The sequence below is a fragment of the Brevundimonas sp. UBA5936 genome (assembly GCA_002430835.1).
Lineage (GTDB): Bacteria > Pseudomonadota > Alphaproteobacteria > Caulobacterales > Caulobacteraceae > Brevundimonas.
The window spans coordinates 14,504-30,176 of the sequence record DJDA01000032.1 but is presented as its reverse complement, the minus strand read 5'-3'; the positions used below and the strand labels follow the sequence as shown (position 1 = coordinate 30,176).

At 67.6% G+C, this 15,673-nt stretch carries 15 protein-coding genes, 1 tRNA gene and 1 other RNA gene; 8 read left to right on the top strand and 9 right to left on the bottom strand.

Annotated features, from left to right (window positions below; genetic code table 11):
- The 3 genes from B2Y21_RS03045 to B2Y21_RS03035 all read left to right on the top strand — a co-directional run.
- A partial coding sequence (locus B2Y21_RS03045) for a putative PEP-binding protein (protein WP_349679412.1) occupies nt 1-1,155 on the top strand: 1,155 nt, incomplete at its 5' end.
- Between the two features lie 219 nt (nt 1,156-1,374).
- Nucleotides 1,375-1,908 carry a porin family protein gene (locus B2Y21_RS03040; RefSeq protein ID WP_003165856.1) on the top strand — a complete coding sequence of 178 codons (534 nt, stop codon included), beginning with the start codon at nt 1,375-1,377 and terminating at the stop codon, nt 1,906-1,908.
- A gap of 211 nt (nt 1,909-2,119) precedes the next feature.
- Nucleotides 2,120-2,647, top strand: a complete 528-nt coding sequence (locus B2Y21_RS03035; protein ID WP_292056809.1) for a porin family protein — start codon at nt 2,120-2,122, stop codon at nt 2,645-2,647.
- A gap of 75 nt (nt 2,648-2,722) precedes the next feature.
- On the opposite strand, the gene B2Y21_RS03030 is transcribed toward B2Y21_RS03035, so the two are convergent.
- The 9 genes from B2Y21_RS03030 to B2Y21_RS02990 form a co-directional block, all read right to left on the bottom strand.
- A complete protein-coding gene (locus tag B2Y21_RS03030) occupies nt 2,723-2,989 on the bottom strand; it encodes a hypothetical protein (RefSeq protein ID WP_087139307.1) in 267 nt (88 codons plus the stop codon).
- A 98-nt stretch (nt 2,990-3,087) separates the two neighbouring features.
- Nucleotides 3,088-4,233, bottom strand: a complete 1,146-nt coding sequence (locus B2Y21_RS03025; RefSeq protein WP_292056806.1) for a beta-ketoacyl-ACP synthase III — start codon at nt 4,231-4,233, stop codon at nt 3,088-3,090.
- Nucleotides 4,234-4,382: 149 nt separating this feature from the next.
- The gene (locus tag B2Y21_RS03020; RefSeq protein ID WP_292056804.1) at nt 4,383-6,446 is read right to left on the bottom strand and encodes a capsular polysaccharide biosynthesis protein; all 2,064 of its coding nucleotides are present in this window, start codon (nt 6,444-6,446) and stop codon (nt 4,383-4,385) included.
- Nucleotides 6,447-6,624: 178 nt separating this feature from the next.
- The gene (locus B2Y21_RS03015) at nt 6,625-7,443 is read right to left on the bottom strand and encodes an HpcH/HpaI aldolase/citrate lyase family protein (RefSeq protein ID WP_292056802.1); all 819 of its coding nucleotides are present in this window, start codon (nt 7,441-7,443) and stop codon (nt 6,625-6,627) included.
- A complete protein-coding gene (locus B2Y21_RS03010) occupies nt 7,443-8,120 on the bottom strand; it encodes an SDR family NAD(P)-dependent oxidoreductase (protein ID WP_292056800.1) in 678 nt (225 codons plus the stop codon). Before B2Y21_RS03010 ends, B2Y21_RS03015 begins: the two co-directional genes overlap by 1 nt.
- Before the next feature lie 63 nt (nt 8,121-8,183).
- On the bottom strand, nt 8,184-9,077 hold the full coding sequence (locus tag B2Y21_RS03005) for an ROK family protein (RefSeq protein WP_292056799.1): 894 nt from the start codon (nt 9,075-9,077) through the stop codon (nt 8,184-8,186).
- 72 nt (nt 9,078-9,149) lie between these two features.
- Nucleotides 9,150-9,647 carry a GAF domain-containing protein gene (locus B2Y21_RS03000; RefSeq protein WP_292056797.1) on the bottom strand — a complete coding sequence of 166 codons (498 nt, stop codon included), beginning with the start codon at nt 9,645-9,647 and terminating at the stop codon, nt 9,150-9,152.
- A gap of 21 nt (nt 9,648-9,668) precedes the next feature.
- On the bottom strand, nt 9,669-10,421 hold the full coding sequence (locus B2Y21_RS02995; protein WP_292056793.1) for a hypothetical protein: 753 nt from the start codon (nt 10,419-10,421) through the stop codon (nt 9,669-9,671).
- 503 nt (nt 10,422-10,924) lie between these two features.
- Nucleotides 10,925-10,997: transfer RNA gene (locus B2Y21_RS02990), tRNA-Ile, on the bottom strand.
- Between the two features lie 189 nt (nt 10,998-11,186).
- Here B2Y21_RS02990 and B2Y21_RS02985 point away from each other — a divergent pair.
- From B2Y21_RS02985 to rnpB, 5 genes are all read left to right on the top strand, one after another.
- On the top strand, nt 11,187-11,957 hold the full coding sequence (locus B2Y21_RS02985) for an SIMPL domain-containing protein (RefSeq protein WP_292056791.1): 771 nt from the start codon (nt 11,187-11,189) through the stop codon (nt 11,955-11,957).
- Between the two features lie 151 nt (nt 11,958-12,108).
- The gene (gene sppA, locus B2Y21_RS02980; protein ID WP_292056789.1) at nt 12,109-13,908 is read left to right on the top strand and encodes a signal peptide peptidase SppA; all 1,800 of its coding nucleotides are present in this window, start codon (nt 12,109-12,111) and stop codon (nt 13,906-13,908) included.
- Between the two features lie 121 nt (nt 13,909-14,029).
- A complete protein-coding gene (locus B2Y21_RS02975) occupies nt 14,030-14,353 on the top strand; it encodes a hypothetical protein (RefSeq protein WP_200166058.1) in 324 nt (107 codons plus the stop codon).
- Between the two features lie 25 nt (nt 14,354-14,378).
- Nucleotides 14,379-15,140, top strand: coding sequence for an N-acetylmuramoyl-L-alanine amidase (locus B2Y21_RS02970; RefSeq protein ID WP_292056784.1), 762 nt, complete (start codon nt 14,379-14,381; stop codon nt 15,138-15,140).
- Between the two features lie 32 nt (nt 15,141-15,172).
- Nucleotides 15,173-15,551: RNase P RNA component class A (gene rnpB / locus B2Y21_RS02965), an RNA gene on the top strand.
- The last annotated feature ends 122 nt before the right edge of the window (nt 15,552-15,673 follow it).

Here is a 15,673-nt window from a genome sequence, read left to right as displayed (position 1 = left end):
GGCGGCAAGGGCGAGGTGCTGGACGGTGCCGTGGCCATGATCGAGCCGGAGCTGACGGGCGACTTCCAGACCCTGATGGGCTGGGCCGACGGCATTCGCCGCCTGAAGGTCCGCGCCAACGCCGAGACCCCGCTGGACGCCAAGACCGCGCGCGGCTTCGGCGCCGAGGGCATCGGCCTGTCGCGCACCGAGCACATGTTCTTCGACGAGGCCCGCATCGCCGCCGTGCGCGAGATGATCCTGGCCGACGACGAGGCGGGTCGCCGCGTGGCCCTGGCCAAGATCGCCCCGTTCCAGAAGGCCGACTTCGTCGAACTGTTCACCATCATGAGCGGGCTCCCCGTCACTGTGCGTCTGCTGGATCCGCCGCTGCACGAGTTCATCCCGCACACCGACGCCGACATCGACGCCCTGGCCGCCACGCAGGGGCTGGACGCGGCCAAGCTGAAGCGCCGCGCCCGCGAACTGCATGAGACCAACCCCATGCTGGGCCACCGTGGCTGTCGCCTGGGCGTGGCCTATCCGGAAATCTACGAGATGCAGGTCCGCGCCATCCTGGAGGCGGCGCTGCATGTGAAGGCGTCTTCGGGTGTCGCCCCGATCCCGGAGATCATGCACCCGCTGGTCGCCCTGGGTCTGGAGATGAAGTATCTGCGCGAACTGACCGACCGCACGGCCAAGGCTGTCTTTGCGGACGCCGGGGACAGCGTGGACTACCTGGTCGGCACCATGGTCGAGCTGCCCCGCGCGGCCCTGCGCGCCGCCGATCTTGCCGAGCACGCCGAGTTCTTCAGCTTCGGCACCAATGACCTGACGCAGACGACCTTCGGCATCAGCCGCGACGATTCCGGCCACTTCCTGCAGGCCTATCTGGACAAGGGCATCTTCGAGACCGACCCCTTCGTTCGCCTGGACCAGAACGGCGTGGGCGACCTGATCCGCATCGCCGAGGAACGCGGTCGCGCGGTCAAGCCGGGCATGAAGATGGGCATCTGCGGCGAGCACGGCGGCGACCCTGCCTCCATTGCCTTCTGCGAGACGGTCGGCCTCGACTACGTCTCCTGCTCGCCCTACCGCGTGCCGATCGCCCGTCTGGCGGCGGCCCAGGCCGCGCTGAGCGCACGCTCGGGCGAGGAGCGCGAAAAGGACCGCTGAGGCCCTTTCAATCGACGACAAGAGAAGGGCGATCCGAAAGGGTCGCCTTTTTCATGTCGTAAAATAGTCATCCTTGACGGAACGCGGTGTGTGCTTCTGTTCGCACAGTCATCGACTGCTTCATCAAGCATAGGGAACGCCGCGGTGCGCTCGAGCTTTGTTTCTCCGCAAGGTGGTCAGGCCAGGCCTGTTCATCGCAATAAGGAGTGATTGAAGCTCATGCGTAACGTTATTCTCGCCGCCGCCGCCCTTTCTGTATTCGCCCTTCCGGCTGCGGCCCAGGTCGTACAACCGGGCGGCCCCACCTACTACGGCACGCTCGGCTATTCGCAGCTGGACCATTCGGATGGAAACCTGGGCGCCGTCACCGGCCGTCTGGGCGCCAAGTTCAACCCCTATTTCGGCGTCGAGGGCGAAGGCTCGATCGGGGTGAAGGACGACGACTTCACCATCGCCGGCGCCAAGGGCAAGATCGAGCACGACTATGATCTGGCCGCCTATGCGGTCGGCACCCTGCCGGTCACGCCGAACTTCGAACTGTTCGCACGCGGCGGCTACGGCACCACGCAGATGAAGGCCGAACTGGCCGGCGTCGAGCGCAAGGCCGACGGCGAAAGCTGGAACTACGGCGTCGGCGCCAACTACTACTTCGACGGCCAGAACGGCCTGCGCGGCGACTGGACTCGTCGCGACTTCACCGACGACGGCGGCGAAGTGGACGTCTACTCGGTCAACTACGTCCGTCGTTTCTGATCCGATTCCCGGCGGATCGATTGGGCGCGCTCCCCGGCGGAGCGCGCCCTTTCTTTTGCGTCATTTAGGTAACGACGTGTGTGTCTTTTGCGTAACTCGTGTTGTGTTTGGCCGCTTCGCCTATGGAACGAGTGTGACGGCGCAACCATTTAAGCTTCGTTGGATGGGGCATGTGACCACAGAAGTCACATCATCTAAGGAGTATGAAATAATGCGTAACGTTTTTCTCGCCGCCGCCGCTATCTCTGTTCTCGCCGCTCCGGCGTTTGCTCAATCGAATCCTGAACCGCGTGGCTATGGTTCGCTGGGTTACACGCACATGGAAGGCGATGCGGCCCAAACCGGCGCCGTGTCCGGCCGTTTGGGCGTCAACCTGAACCGCTACCTGGCCGTGGAGACCGAGGTCGGCGTGGGGGTCAAGGACAAGGACATCACCGTCGCCGGCGTCGACGGCCAGATCAAGCACGAGTGGGATGCCGCCGGCTATGTCGTCGGCAAGTATCCCGTCGGCGACAAGCTGGAGCTGTTCGCCCGCGGCGGCTACGGCCACACGGAGCTGAAGCAGGAGCTGGCCGGCTCTGAGAGCAAGGTCGGCGGCGACAGCTGGAACTACGGCGTCGGCGCCAACTACTACCTGGACGGCGTCAACGGCGTCCGCGCCGACTGGACCCGCCGCGACTTTCGCGACGATCGCGGCGAGGCTGACGCCTATTCAGTCAGCTATATCCGCCGCTTCTAAGCGCGGATGGTCTGAAATGACGAAGGCCCGCTCCAGTCGGAGCGGGCCTTTTTCGTTGGTCGATTTTTTAGGCGGTCAGGCGACGCCCGGCGCCAGGGCCCAGCGCATCGACCCTTCGCCGAAGGGGCGGATGAAGAAGTCGCGATAGCGTTCGAACACCTCGATGATCTTCATCTTGAGGTCTTGAGTCACCGACTCGCCGCGTTGGCGTTTCAGCGCCGCGACGCAGTTGATCACCATGTCCTGATGGGCCGAACCGCCCATGCGTTGCAGCACCGTGGCCACATCGTGCGCCAGCGGATCACTGAGTTTTTCAGCCCAAGGCAAAGCTGTCTGAGTCATTCGGGCGCCGTCCCCCCTGCTTCTCGACGCGATACGGTTTGCAAAAATTTCCGAACAGTGCAAGCGCCGCCGGAAATAATGATTCCTGTTCGGCGGGTTTATGGGCGCTTTTGCACAAAAACCGTGCCCGCCGAATAGCCTGCGCCGAAGCTGCAGATCAGGCCTGTGTCGCCCGGCGTAAAGCCGTCGTTGTGCAGGTGGAAGGCGATGATCGACCCCGCCGAGGAGGTATTGGCGTAGTCGTCCAGGATGATGACGTTCTCCTCGGGCTCGGGATCGCGGCCCAGCACCTTCTTGCCGATCAGGGTGTTCATGTTGATGTTGGCCTGGTGCAGCCAAAGGCGCTTCAGCCCCTGCGTGTCCAGGTTCAGCTCGGCGGCGTGATCCAGGATCATGGTCGACACCATCGGCACGACCTCCTTGAACACCTTGCGGCCCTGCTGGACGAACATCTTGTCGGTCAGGCCATCCGAAGACACGGGCTCGTTGGCGTCGGTCGGCAGGGCGGCGCGGTTCAGGAAGCCGAAATTGTTGCGGATGTTGTTGGAGAAGCTGGTCTGCAGCTTCGTGCCCAGAATGTCCCAGCCGCCCGGCCCGGCCTGATCCTCGGCCTCGATGATGACGGCGGTGGCGACATCGCCGAAGATGAAGTGGCTGTCGCGATCCTTGAAGTTCAGGTGCGCCGAGCAGATTTCCGGGTTCACCATCAGCACGGCCTTGACCGAGCCCGAGGCCACGAAGTCCGCCGCCGTCTTGACGCCGAAGGTGGCGGAACTGCACGCCACGTTCATGTCGAAGGCGAAGCCCTCGATCCCCAGCGCCTGCTGCACTTCGATGGCCATGGCGGGGTAGGGGCGCTGCATGTTCGACGCGGCGCAGATGACGGCGCCGATCTCGCTGACCGGCTTGCCCCAGGCTCTGATGGCGTCCTCAGCGGCCTTCACCGCCATCTCGGCCAGGATCGACGGTTCGTCGTCGCCGCGCGCCGCCAGGTGCGGCAGCATCCGCTCAGGGTCGAGAATGCCCGACTTGTCCATGACATAGCGCGCCTTGATGCCCGAGGCCTTCTCGATGAAGGCTTCGGACGAGGGCGTCTTGGCCTCGACCTCTCCGGCGGTGATGGCCTCGGCGTTGGCGGCGTTCCAGCCCTCGGCCCAGGCGTTGTAGGCGCCGACCAGTTCCTCATTCGAGATCGACTGTTCGGGCGTGAACAGGCCGGTGGCGGAGATGACGGCTTTTTGCACTGTGTAGTTCCCTGACGCTCGGCGCGCGGCGCCTCGCTGCATGAGGGAACATGGAGTCCCCGGCGCTCGACAAGTCTTATGTCGGCGCCTCGCGGCGAAGTTCGGGCGCCTCGCGGGCCGGACTCAGTCCGTTGCGATGACGAACGTCCTCAATAGGCCGGGGGAAGGCTGCGGTCGAGACTGGCCTTTATGCCGCGCCACCACCGATTGATGCGGCCGCGCGGCGGGGCGGGCAGGGGATGGTCGCGCGCGGCGATCAGGGCCTCGACCAGATCCTCGGCCTCGCACGGCCAGCCGTCCGGCGTGACATAGACCGGATAGCCGATCAGGGCGGCGTGGATCAGGCTCTGCAAGCTGGCGCGGCGCGCGCGGCGTTCGAACGTCAGCCGGTCGTCGGTCAGGCCCCATCCGGCATAGAAGGGACGGCCATAGACGCTGACCGGCTTGCCCCGCATCAGGGCCTCGAACCCGGTCAGGGAGGTCAGGGTCGCCAGCCGGTCGCAGGCGTTCAGGCAGTCCACGATGTCCAGATCGTCGGCTGAGGCGTCGACCTCCTCCATCGCCGCATGGTCCAGCAGGCCCGGCCGGTTGCCCGCCGTCACGTCCGGGTGGTTGCGATAGATCAGGAAGGCGCCGGGATGATCCGCCCGCGCCGCCTTCACCAGGCCGGAGTTGGTGCGCAGGTCCGGCCCGCAGCCCATCAGGATCGAGCGATCGTTTTCGACCTGACCCACGACCAGCAGGATCGGCCTGTCTTTGGGCCAGTGGGCCGGGACGCCCGCCCCCTTCAGATTGTATTTCGACAGGCCTGCCTCGACCACCCGAACACGAAGCGCCTCGGCGCGCGCGGCCTGATCCGGCGACGGCTCGCCCGCCTCGATCAGGCTTTCCAGACGGCTGGGCCGGGTCGGGTCGTAGTAGACGCCCTGATCATCCAGCGCGACCGACAGGGCGCCGAAGAAGTCGGACCCAAGCCCGCGCGAGCGGATGAAGCCGTCCTCCATGCGTACGACCGGCCCCTCGAAGGCGTCGGCGGCGGCGCGGATCTGCGGCGTCTCCTTGCCGGCCCACCAGATCAGCTTTCCGCCCGTCGCCCGCGCATGGGCGACGGCGGCGGATGAGCGCCAGAAATAGCGGACGCGGCCCTTGGGCGAGTTCAGCAGGCGGCGCACCGGCGGCCGCTTGGCCGGGGCGAAGCCGACGGCGGCCCAGTCGCCCGCCAGCCGGTCGGCCCGGTCGCGCAGGGCGACCAGCCGCTCCAGCGCCTGTTCCGCCTCGCATCGCTGGCCGGTGACGGGATCGACATAGCGGGTGTAGGCGATCAGGGCCGCCGCCGCGATCTGCTCCAGATCGCGCGGGGCGCCGCGCCGCCCGGTCTGCACCGCATCCGTCGTCAGCCCCCAGCCCGAATAGAAGGGCGCGCCGAAGCAACGCACCTGCAGGCCGCGCAGCAGGGCCTCGAACCCCAGCGCGGAGGTCACGACATAGACCGCATCCACCGCCGCCAGCAGATCGGCGGGCCGCACGTCGGTGTCGATCAGGGTGACGCCCTGAAGCTGGTCCGCCGGGATGCAGCCCTGCTTGCGCCCTGCGGCCACCGCCGGGTGGCGCTTGACGATCAGCTGGGCGTCAGGCTCGTCGCGCCGGGCGGTCGCCAGCATGTCGGAGAAGCTGGCCTCGGTCGCCAGCCCATAGCCGATGGAGGCGTCGCCGAAGGTCTGGTCCACGATCAGCACCCGGCGGCCGGGTTTCAGCAGGTTGGGGTCCAGCGGCCCGCCCATATTGGTTTTGGATACGCCCGAGGCGACGATACGGTCGATCAGTCCGCGCGCGCGGGCCCCCATGGTGGCGTCGCACCAGTCGGGGGCTGTGTCGATCAGTTGCTCCAGCCGGCTGGGTCGGGTGGCGTCGTAATAGACGCCCAGATCATCGACGATGAGACTGAGGCTGGTCGCCCCGCCCTCGCCGATGCCGACCGAGCGCAGGAAGCCGTCCTCCAGCGCCACATAGGGTTTGCCGTGCTTCGCCGCCCAGCGCCGGCCCGCTTCCGCCGTCGGCTTCATGCCCCAGCCGAGGACGGCCTCGATCGACGATCCGGGCAGGGCCGACAGGTCGTAATCGGGCAGGAAGGCGGACAGGAACGGCGCCTTCAGCACCCCCGGCGCACAGACCCAGGCGCGGGTTTTCGACGGGGGCGGAAGCGGTGCGGTCATGGGATGGTGTCTACGGTTTGTCGAGTCAGGGCGCCACCCCCACGACCGCTCATCCCGGCGGACGCCGGGACCCAGTGAGAGCCACGCGCTCTGCATCCGGCCATAAGGGGAGCGCTAGATAACCTAGGCGTTTGAAGCCAAACACTGGGTCCCGGCGTCCGCCGGGATGAGCGGGTAGTTAGAGGTCGGCCAGCAGTGTTTCGGCCGCGTGCAGATGTAGCCGCTCCACCATCTCGCCCTCGACGCGGATGACGCCCAGACCGGCGGCTTCGGGCGCAGCGAAGGCGGCGACGACCTTGCGCGCCCATTCGATCTCGTCGGGCGACGGGCCGAACGCCGCGTTGGCATCCTCGATCTGCGAGGGGTGGATCAGGCTCTTGCCGTCGAAGCCGTATAGCCGCCCCTGCGCGCACTCGGCGGCGAATCCCGCCTCGTCCTTGATGCGGTTGAACACCCCGTCGATGACGCTCAGGCCGTTGGCGCGGGCATGGGCCACAACGGCCGCCAGCCACGGCTTCAGCGGTTCGCGGTCGGGCGCTGGGCCGGTCTTCAGCTCCTTGGCCAGATCGTTGACGCCCAGCATCAGGCCGCTCAGGGCGCCATCCGCACCGGCGATCTCGCCAAGATCGACTAAGGCGCGCGGTGTTTCGATCATGGCCCACAGATCGACGCCGGGGCGCAGCGCCGCCGACAGGGCGTGAACCATGGCCGCGCTCTCGACCTTGGGCGCGACGATCAGGTCGACGGGGGCCTCGCGCAGGGCCTTCAGGTCGTCGGCGCCCCAGGGCGTGTCCAGACCGTTGATCCGCACGCCGAGGCGCGGGTCGAAGCCGCCCGCCTGCGCCGCGGCGACGGCGGCCGCGCGGGCCTCGGCTTTCATTTCGGGCGCGACGGCGTCTTCCAGATCAAGCACCGCCACGTCGCAGGGCAGGGTGCGGGCCTTCTCAACGGCTCGCGCATTCGAGGCGGGCAGGTAGAGGACGCTGCGCGCGCGCATCAGACCTTGCCCGTGACGGGGATCAGGGCACCCGTCACGGCCCGCGCCTCGGGAGAGGCCAGGAACAGGATGACGGCGGCTAGGTCGGCGGGCGCGACCCACTTGGCCGGATCGGCGCCCGGCATGTCGGCGCGGTTGGCCGCCGTGTCGATAATGGAGGGCAGGACGGCGTTGACCGTCACCGAGGTCGATTTCAGCTCCTCGGCCAGGGCCTCGGTCAGGCGGTGGACCCCGGCCTTGGAAGCGGCGTAGGCGCCCATGCCGTGCCCGGCCTTGACCGCGCCGTTGGCGCCGACGTTGACGATGCGGCCCTCAGGTGAGGCTTTCAGATAGGGCAGGGCGGCTCGGCTGGCGTTCAGCGTCGTCTTGACGTTGAGGGCGTGCATCCGGTCCCACTCCTCGCCGTCGCCCTCGATCGGGCTCCAGATGAAGCCGCCGGCGATGTTAAGCAGGGCGTCCAGACGGCCGAAGCGGGCGACCACGGCCTTGATCGCCGTCCTGGCTTGCTTGGCGTCGGTCAGGTCGACGCCGTCGACCTCCAGCACGCCCTCGGGCGCGGCGTGGCCGCTGGCGTGGTCGATGACGGCGACGGTCCAGCCGGCGGCCAACGCGGCCTCGACCACGGCCCGGCCCAGGGCGCCGTGCCCGCCGGTGATTGCTGCAACCCGTTCGCCCATCGTCTCGCTCCTGAATGGTTCGGCGCGGACCATAGCGGCGCGCGTCGCGGGATCAATCGGCGATCAGGCGTCCCACAGCCGCGCGGCGCCGCGCACGCCCGAGGAATCGCCCCACTTCGCCGGAACGATCCGTCCGTCCCAGTGGTCGGAGAAGACATGGCGCGCCACGACGGCGGGCAGGCGGTCGTAAAGCTCGCCCACGTTCGACATGCCGCCGCCCAGTACGAAGACTTCCGGGTCGGCCAGATTGACCACCATGGCCAGAGCCCGTCCCAGTCGGTCGATGTAGCGGTCGAGGGCGGCGACAGCCTGAGCATCGCCTGCGCGGGCGGCGTCGATGATGGCCTGCGCCGTCCATACCCGCCCGGTTGTCGCCTGATGGTCGCGCTGGAAACCCGTGCCGGAAATCCAGGTCTCGAGACAGCCGTGCAGGCCGCACCAGCAGACGGGGCCGGGCGCCTCTTCCGCCGAAGGCCAGGGCAGGGAGATGTGGCCGATCTCGGCGGCGACGCCATGCGCCCCCTCGACCAGCGCGCCGTCGATGACCAGTCCGCCGCCGCAGCCTGTGCCGAGGATGACGCCGAACAGGCTGGCGGCGCCCGCGCCTGCGCCATCGGCGGCCTCGGACAGGGCCAGACAGTTGGCGTCGTTCGCCAGCCGCACCGGGCGGCCCAGCGCGGCCTCCAGATCATCGCCGAAGCGACGGTCGTTCAGATAGGTGGAGTTGGCGTTGCGGATCAGGCCGGTGCGCGGCGACGGCGAGCCGGGAATGGCCAGACCGACCGATTTCGCGGGGCCGACCTCGGCCTCGACCCGCGCGATCAGGTCGGCGACGAGGTTGAGGGCGGCGTCATAGGTTCCGGGGTTGGGTTCGCGGATGCGCGCGGCGAAGGCGCCGGACGCATCCAGCGCCGCCGCCTCGATCTTGGTGCCGCCGAAGTCGATTCCGATCCGCATGAAGGGGAGGTAGCACGGGCGCAGGCAGGCGTCGTGTGCGGAACCCTCTCCCATCGGGAGAGGGGATTGACCTCACCCCGCGGCGAACACCTTGGCCATCAGCCGTTCCAGCGCCGCCGCATCCACCGCGTCGAAGGCGGCCGTCTCGGTCGCATCCACGTCCAGTACAGCGATCAACCCGCCCGCCGCGTCCAGCACCGGGACCACGATCTCGCTGGCCGAGCGGCTGTCGCAGGCGATGTGGCCGGGGAAGGCGTGGACGTCCTTGACCACCTGCGTTTCGCGCGTCCTGGCCGCCGTGCCGCAGACGCCGCGCCCGAACGGGATGCGCAGGCAGCCCAGCGTGCCCTGATACGGGCCGACGACCAGTTCATCGCCCTTGGCCGCGTCCACGACGTAGAAGCCGGTCCAGAAGAAGACGGGAAAGGCGTCGGCCAGCATCGACGCCACCGTCGCCATGCGCGCCGTCAGGTTCGGCTCGCCGTCCAGCACGGCCAGGATCTCGGCCTCGACCTCGGCGTAGCGTTCGGCCTTGTCGGCGGGGCGGTCGTCACGGGCGACATAGGACATCAGGCGAAGCTCAACGCAGTCTCAGGGAACGGTATAGTCGCCGCAGTCAGGCAACGGCGCGTCGGGAACATAGGCCTTCGTCGCCGGATCGAAAGTGAAGACGCGGCGCACGCTGCATTCCGCGTCGACGGCCTTGACCAGATCCTTGGGCGTCAATGGCGGCTTGGCGAGGGAATCTTCATTGCGCGACACCCGGCCGGGGAAGGTGGTCGCGGTGGAGGCGTAGGTCAGGCGCGGCGGGAAGGCGTCGCCCTCGGCCTTCAGCTCGGCGGCGAACTCATATTCGTCATGACAGGCCCCGGCGCGCTGCTTCATGTCCTCTTCGCCGAAGCAGGCGCGGATCATCAGTGACCCAGACAGGGGGACGGTCAGGATCTCCTGCGGCGCTGCGCCCGGCGTGAACCGCACCAGCGTCCGATAGGACGACATGCCGCCGCCGCCCGAATACATGGCCTGCAGCTCCATGTCGGCGCCGAGGATGACGTCGTCGCTTTCGGCGCGACGCAGGATGGCGCCCGGTCTCCAGAAGCCTTCCGAGTTCTCGCTCTCGATGAGGTGGGAGGCTGCGGGCGCCCGCTCGCCGGGCAGCCCGTCATAGAGGCGCAGCACCTGACGTTCCTGGGTCTCGTCCGTCTCGATCAGGGCGCACCAGCGGCGATCGACGGTGCAGGCGGGGATGGCCTCGCCTTGAGCGGGGGCCGGGACAGGCTCTAGCGTCTCGAAGGCGGGCTCCGGGGAAACGGAGGCCAGGGCGGCGCTGAGCAAGAGGATCATCAGGTTCTTCTGAGCATCAGATTGAGGTTAGCGATCCTAGCGTAGTTCGCTTCGGGGCTTCAAACGGGGGCGTTGAGGTGAGCTATTTCAAATACCATTGTTGCGTGAATTGAATTTTAGCTGTTCTCTCTTTGGGCGGAACAAACCGCTTGGAGGGTGTGAAATGAAATTTTCCAGAAGCAAAGTTGTGTTGGCGGCATTGGGTGTCGTTGCGGTAGCGGCGGTCGTATCTTTTCAGTCGCCGGCAACCGCTGTTGCTCAACCGTCTCTCAACCCTGAATACACCCAGTGCTATTTTGAGGGGTACGATCGCTGTCTTCCGCGCACTCCTGGGGGGATGGTTTATCTGCCCAATCCGGATAGTCCTGAAGGTATAGCTTTCGATATGTGCTTGGCTGAAGTCGAACAGCGTTGCGCTGCGCTATACGGCGCCCCTTGAATCGGGCTCGGCGGCCCTATCGGGGCCGCCGTTTCCAATATTTTCTGCGTGGTTTCACCGTCGGTAGGCCCGGAGGGACTCGAACCCCCAACCAGACCGTTATGAGCGGTCGGCTCTAACCATTGAGCTACGGGCCCCCGAAGCACAGCAAGGCGTGCCTAGCAGGCGGCGCGGCGGCTGCAAAGCCGCCCCGGACCTGTCACGCTTTTCACGCTGAAGAACGGAACCTGCACAGGGGTCTTTTGCGTTCGTTCAGCTTGATACGGTCAAGTTAGGGCGTGGCTGGCGTATAAGCCCGCCAGAATGATTTCGACGGAGAACTCGTAATGACCCGCACCGCACGCGCCCTGATGTTGGGCACGGCCCTGATGACCTTGGCGGCGCCGGCCGTCGCGTCCGCCGCTTCTGGCGCTCAATCCCAGCCCGGCGGCTCTTCCCCGATGCAGGTGCACGCCATGGCTCAACAACCCGCTCTGAACCTGTCGGCCTATGGCGAGGTCAAGGTCGCGCCGGATCAGGCCACGATCAACTTCGGCGTGGTGACGGAGGCGCCGACGGCCCAGGAGGCCATGGCCCAGAACGCCCAGCAGATGACCCGCGTGGTCGCCGCCCTGCGCCGCGCCGGGATCGCCGAGCGCGACATCCAGACCTCGGGCCTGAACCTGTCGGCGCAATATGACTATCAGCAGAACGAACCGCCCAAGCTGCGCGGCTATCAGGCGTCGAACCGCGTCACGGTGACGATCCAGGATCTGACCAAGGTCGGCACGACCGCCGACGCCGTGGTCGCAGCGGGCGTCAACCAGATCGACGGCATCGGCTTCGGTCTGAAAGATCCGAAGGCGGCCGAGGATCAGGCCCGCGTGCTGGCCGTGCGCGCCCTGCAGGACAAGGCGCGTCTGTACGCCCAGACCCTGGGCGTCGACCTGGGGCCGGTGCGCTCCCTGACCGAGGGCGGCGGCTATGCCCCCGAGGTGCGCCCGCAGGCCATGTACGCCCGCGTCGCCATGGACGCCGGCGGCGCCTCGACCCCGGTTTCGGCCGGAGAGCTGACGGTCCGCATCGACATCAGCGGAACCTACGACATCGGCCGCTGATCGCGACCTTGCGATGAATGAGAAGGGCTCGCCGGCGACGGCGGGCCCTTTTTGATGGGTTTATTACCGTCCGTTCATTTGACGCGCCGGGCGCGGCCTCTATCCTCACGCTTGGCCGCCTCTGGCCGCGATCCTGGACGTCCGCCTTTCCATGAAGCAGTTCTTCCTCACCATGCTGGGCGTTTTCGCCGGGCTTGTGGCCTTCTTCGTCGTACTGCCGGTGGTGGCGCTGATCTTCTTCGCCATGGCGGCCGGGGCCTCCAAGCCGACGACGCCCGCCCATACGGTGCTGGAGCTGGATCTGCGCAGCGGCCTGACCGACCAGACGCCGATCAACCCCTTCGCGGCCTTCAGCGGCCCCAGCCTGTCGGTGGTTCAGGTCGTGGACGTGCTGGCTCAGGCGACGGCCGACGACAACGTCAAGGTTCTGTTGGTGCGCGCGCCGGAGGCCGGCATGACGCCCGCTTCGGCCGATGAAGTGCGTCAGGCGATCGCCCGCTTCCGGGCCTCGGGCAAGACGGTGATCGCGCACAGCCAGGGCTTCATGCCCGTGGGCGCCGTGATGTCCAGCTATATGGTCGCCTCCAGCGCCGATCAGCTGTGGTTGCAGAACACCGCCGGCTTCCAGGCCGTGGGTCTGGCGGCGGACAGCGTCTTCCTGGGCCGCGCCTTCGAGAAATACGGCGTCAAGGCCGACTTCGAGCAGCGCTACGAATACAAGAACGCCGTCAACGAATATACGCAGAGCGACTTCACCGCCCCGCACCGCGAGGCCATGCTGGCCTGGATGGGCTCCATCTACGACAGCGCCGTCGCCAGCATCGCCCGCGATCGCAAGACCACGCCCGAGGCCCTGAAGGCCATCGTCGAGGCGGGCCCCTACACCGCCGATCAGGCCCTGTCGCTGAAGCTGGTCGACAAGATCGGCCAGGTTGAGGAAGCCGAGGCCGCCGCCAAGGAAAAGGCCGGCAAGAACGCCAAGATCGTGAAATTCGGCGACTACGCCTCGCTGAAGGGGACGCGCACGACCTCGGGTTCGGGTTCGGCCAAGTCGGCCATCGCCATTGTCGGCGGCGAGGGCGCCATCATGACCGGCCGCGGCGCCAATGACTCGCCCTTCGGCGGCGGCTCCATGATCCGTTCAGACGACACGGCCAAGGCCATCTATGAGGCCATCGAAGACAAGGACGTGAAGGCCATCGTCTTCCGCGTCTCCTCGCCGGGCGGTTCGCCGGAAGCGTCGGAACAGGTTCTGGCCGCCGTGCGCGCGGCCAAGGCGGCGGGCAAGCCGGTGGTGGTGTCCATGGGCGCCTATGCCGCGTCCGGCGGCTACTGGATCAGTTCGGAAGCCGACTGGATCGTGGCCCAGCCCTCGACCCTGACCGGCTCGATCGGCGTGTTCGGCGGCAAGTTCGTGCTGGCCGATGCGCTGGGCCGCTTCGGCGTGGACATGCGCGGCCTGTCGGTCGGCGGCGATTACGCCGACGCCTTCTCGCCGACGCAGGGCTTCGACCAGGGCCAGCGCGCGGCCTTCGCCGCTTCGATGGACCGCATCTACGAAGAGTTCGTCGCCCGTGTGGCCAAGGGTCGCAAGCTGCCGGTCGAGCGCGTGCGCGAGATCGCCAAGGGCCGCGTCTGGACCGGCGCCCAAGCGCACGGCCTGGGTCTGGTCGATCAGCTGGGCGGTCTGGAAGAGGCCGTGGCCAAGGCGCGCCAACTGGCCAAGATCCCGTCGTCCGAGACCGTCCGCTTCAAGCGCTTCCCGCAGCCGCAGACGCCTTGGGAGGCCCTGGCGACCGCCTTCGGCGCCTCGGGCCAGGCGGCTGAGGCCATGGTCAAGGTCGGCCAGGTCATGGGCGATCCCGCCGCCCAGGCCATGCTGAACCGCGTCGAGACCGACCGGATGCGCAGCCGCGGCTCGGTGGTCCTGGCGGATCAGCCGGCCTTCTGAAGTTTCGCCGGGACAACAAATGTGACTGGTGCGTGATGTCGCAGTGCATTGACCGTTCAGGTCGATGGACCGACATTGCGCCTCAGGCGTTCATCAGGACGCTGAGAGAGGCTTTGTGTTCATGATCAACTCCGACCCGATGGGCCAGCTGGGTTTCAATGCGCGCCGTCGGCCCGGTTCCGGCCTGCTGGCGCCCTTCGTCTGGGTTGCGGGCCTGATCGCCACGGCGCTGGCCGTGACCGTGGGCGCCCTGCTGGCGGTCTTCACCGCCGCCGCCGTGGCCATGATCGCCCTGGTGGCCGGGGTGCTGGTCTTCTTCGCCGGTTTCGCCCTGCGCGCCCGTCGCGCCATGACGGCGCGTCGTCGTCGCGACGACGGCGTCATCGACGCCAAGAAGGTGGGCGACACCTGGGTGGCCTACGGCTGGGAAAAGGACGGGCGTTGATCGCCCGCCTCATGAGCCTTCGGCCATGACCGTCTACCCCGACGCGCCGTCCCCGAACTTCGACGCCCGGCGCGGCCCGCCGGACATGCTGGTGCTGCACTATACCGGCATGGAGACGGCCGAGGCGGCGATCGCCCGCCTCCGCGATCCAGAGGCCAAGGTCTCGGCCCACTATGTCGTCGATGAGGACGGCTCTGTCCTGCGTCTGGTGCCGGAAGAGCGCCGGGCCTGGCACGCCGGGCGCGGCGCCTGGCAGGGCGAGACCGACGTCAACGCCGCCTCCATCGGCATCGAGATCGTCAATCCGGGCCATGAGTTCGGCTATCGCCTGTTCCCCGAGCCGCAGATCGAGGCGGTGATCGCCCTGACGGCGGACATCCGCACCCGCTGGTCCATCCCCGACGCCCGCATCATCGGCCACTCCGACATGGCGCCCGAGCGCAAGCAGGATCCCGGCGAACTGTTTCCGTGGAAGCGTCTGGCCGAGGCGGGGCACGGCCTGTGGTTCGACCCGGCGCCGGAACGCATCGGCGCCCTGGGCGCGCCCCTGTCGCCGGGCGACGAGGGGCTGGGCGTCATCGTCCTGCGCTCGGGCCTGCACCGGCTGGGCTATGGAGTGCAGCCGGGCGGCGCCTATGACGACGAGACCCGCCTGACGGTCGAGGCCTTCCAGCGCCACTGGCGGCCGGATCGGGTGGACGGCGTGGCCGACGGGGAGACGCGGGCGCGTCTGGTTGGCCTGCTGCAACTGGCCTCGGTCGAGAGCGTCACCGGCGTTCTGGATTGACGCGGCGCCCTATCGCGCGCATCTAGCGCTCGCCAGACGGCCGGGCGGTCGCGGCGGGGGCTTGCTCCTGTCGAGGAAAGTCCGGGCTCCACGGTGAAAAGGCGGCGGGTAACGCCCGCCCGGGGCGACCCGAGGGATAGCGCCACAGAAAGCAAACCGCCTGGGCTTCGGCTCAGGGAAGGGTGAAAGGGTGGGGTAAGAGCCCACCGCGTCGGCGGCAACGTCGACGGCATGGCAAGCCCCGCCTGGAGCAAGACCAAATAGGGACATCGCGCGGGGCTCGCTCCGCAGGGTTCACCGCCCCAGATGTCCGGGTAGGTCGCGAGAGCCGTCCAGCAATGGGCGGCCCAGAGGAATGATCGTCGCCGCTTTCGGGCGGAACAGAACCCGGCTTACAGGCCGTCTGGCTTTATATTCGCCCTAACGCGCATTCGCGCTGCTTGAGGGCGCGGGTGCCCTCTCCCGGCGGGAGAGGGGTGCCGTTAACCATTCCGTTGAAATCAAGGCGTTAGAACCCGTCCACAGGCTGTGAA

Bases quoted from the DNA above. Each gene is read 5' to 3' on its own strand.
- B2Y21_RS03040 (WP_003165856.1), top strand. From the start codon at position 1,375: ATGCGTAACGTTATTCTCGCCGCCGCCGCCCTTTCTGTATTCGCCCTT.
- B2Y21_RS03035 (WP_292056809.1), top strand. From the start codon at position 2,120: ATGCGTAACGTTTTTCTCGCCGCCGCCGCTATCTCTGTTCTCGCCGCT.
- B2Y21_RS03030 (WP_087139307.1), bottom strand. From the start codon at position 2,989: ATGACTCAGACAGCTTTGCCTTGGGCTGAAAAACTCAGTGATCCGCTG.
- B2Y21_RS03020 (WP_292056804.1), bottom strand. From the start codon at position 6,446: ATGACCGCACCGCTTCCGCCCCCGTCGAAAACCCGCGCCTGGGTCTGT.
- B2Y21_RS03015 (WP_292056802.1), bottom strand. From the start codon at position 7,443: ATGCGCGCGCGCAGCGTCCTCTACCTGCCCGCCTCGAATGCGCGAGCC.
- B2Y21_RS03010 (WP_292056800.1), bottom strand. From the start codon at position 8,120: ATGGGCGAACGGGTTGCAGCAATCACCGGCGGGCACGGCGCCCTGGGC.
- B2Y21_RS03005 (WP_292056799.1), bottom strand. From the start codon at position 9,077: ATGCGGATCGGAATCGACTTCGGCGGCACCAAGATCGAGGCGGCGGCG.
- B2Y21_RS03000 (WP_292056797.1), bottom strand. From the start codon at position 9,647: ATGTCCTATGTCGCCCGTGACGACCGCCCCGCCGACAAGGCCGAACGC.
- B2Y21_RS02995 (WP_292056793.1), bottom strand. From the start codon at position 10,421: ATGATCCTCTTGCTCAGCGCCGCCCTGGCCTCCGTTTCCCCGGAGCCC.
- B2Y21_RS02985 (WP_292056791.1), top strand. From the start codon at position 11,187: ATGACCCGCACCGCACGCGCCCTGATGTTGGGCACGGCCCTGATGACC.
- sppA (WP_292056789.1), top strand. From the start codon at position 12,109: ATGAAGCAGTTCTTCCTCACCATGCTGGGCGTTTTCGCCGGGCTTGTG.
- B2Y21_RS02975 (WP_200166058.1), top strand. From the start codon at position 14,030: ATGATCAACTCCGACCCGATGGGCCAGCTGGGTTTCAATGCGCGCCGT.
- B2Y21_RS02970 (WP_292056784.1), top strand. From the start codon at position 14,379: ATGACCGTCTACCCCGACGCGCCGTCCCCGAACTTCGACGCCCGGCGC.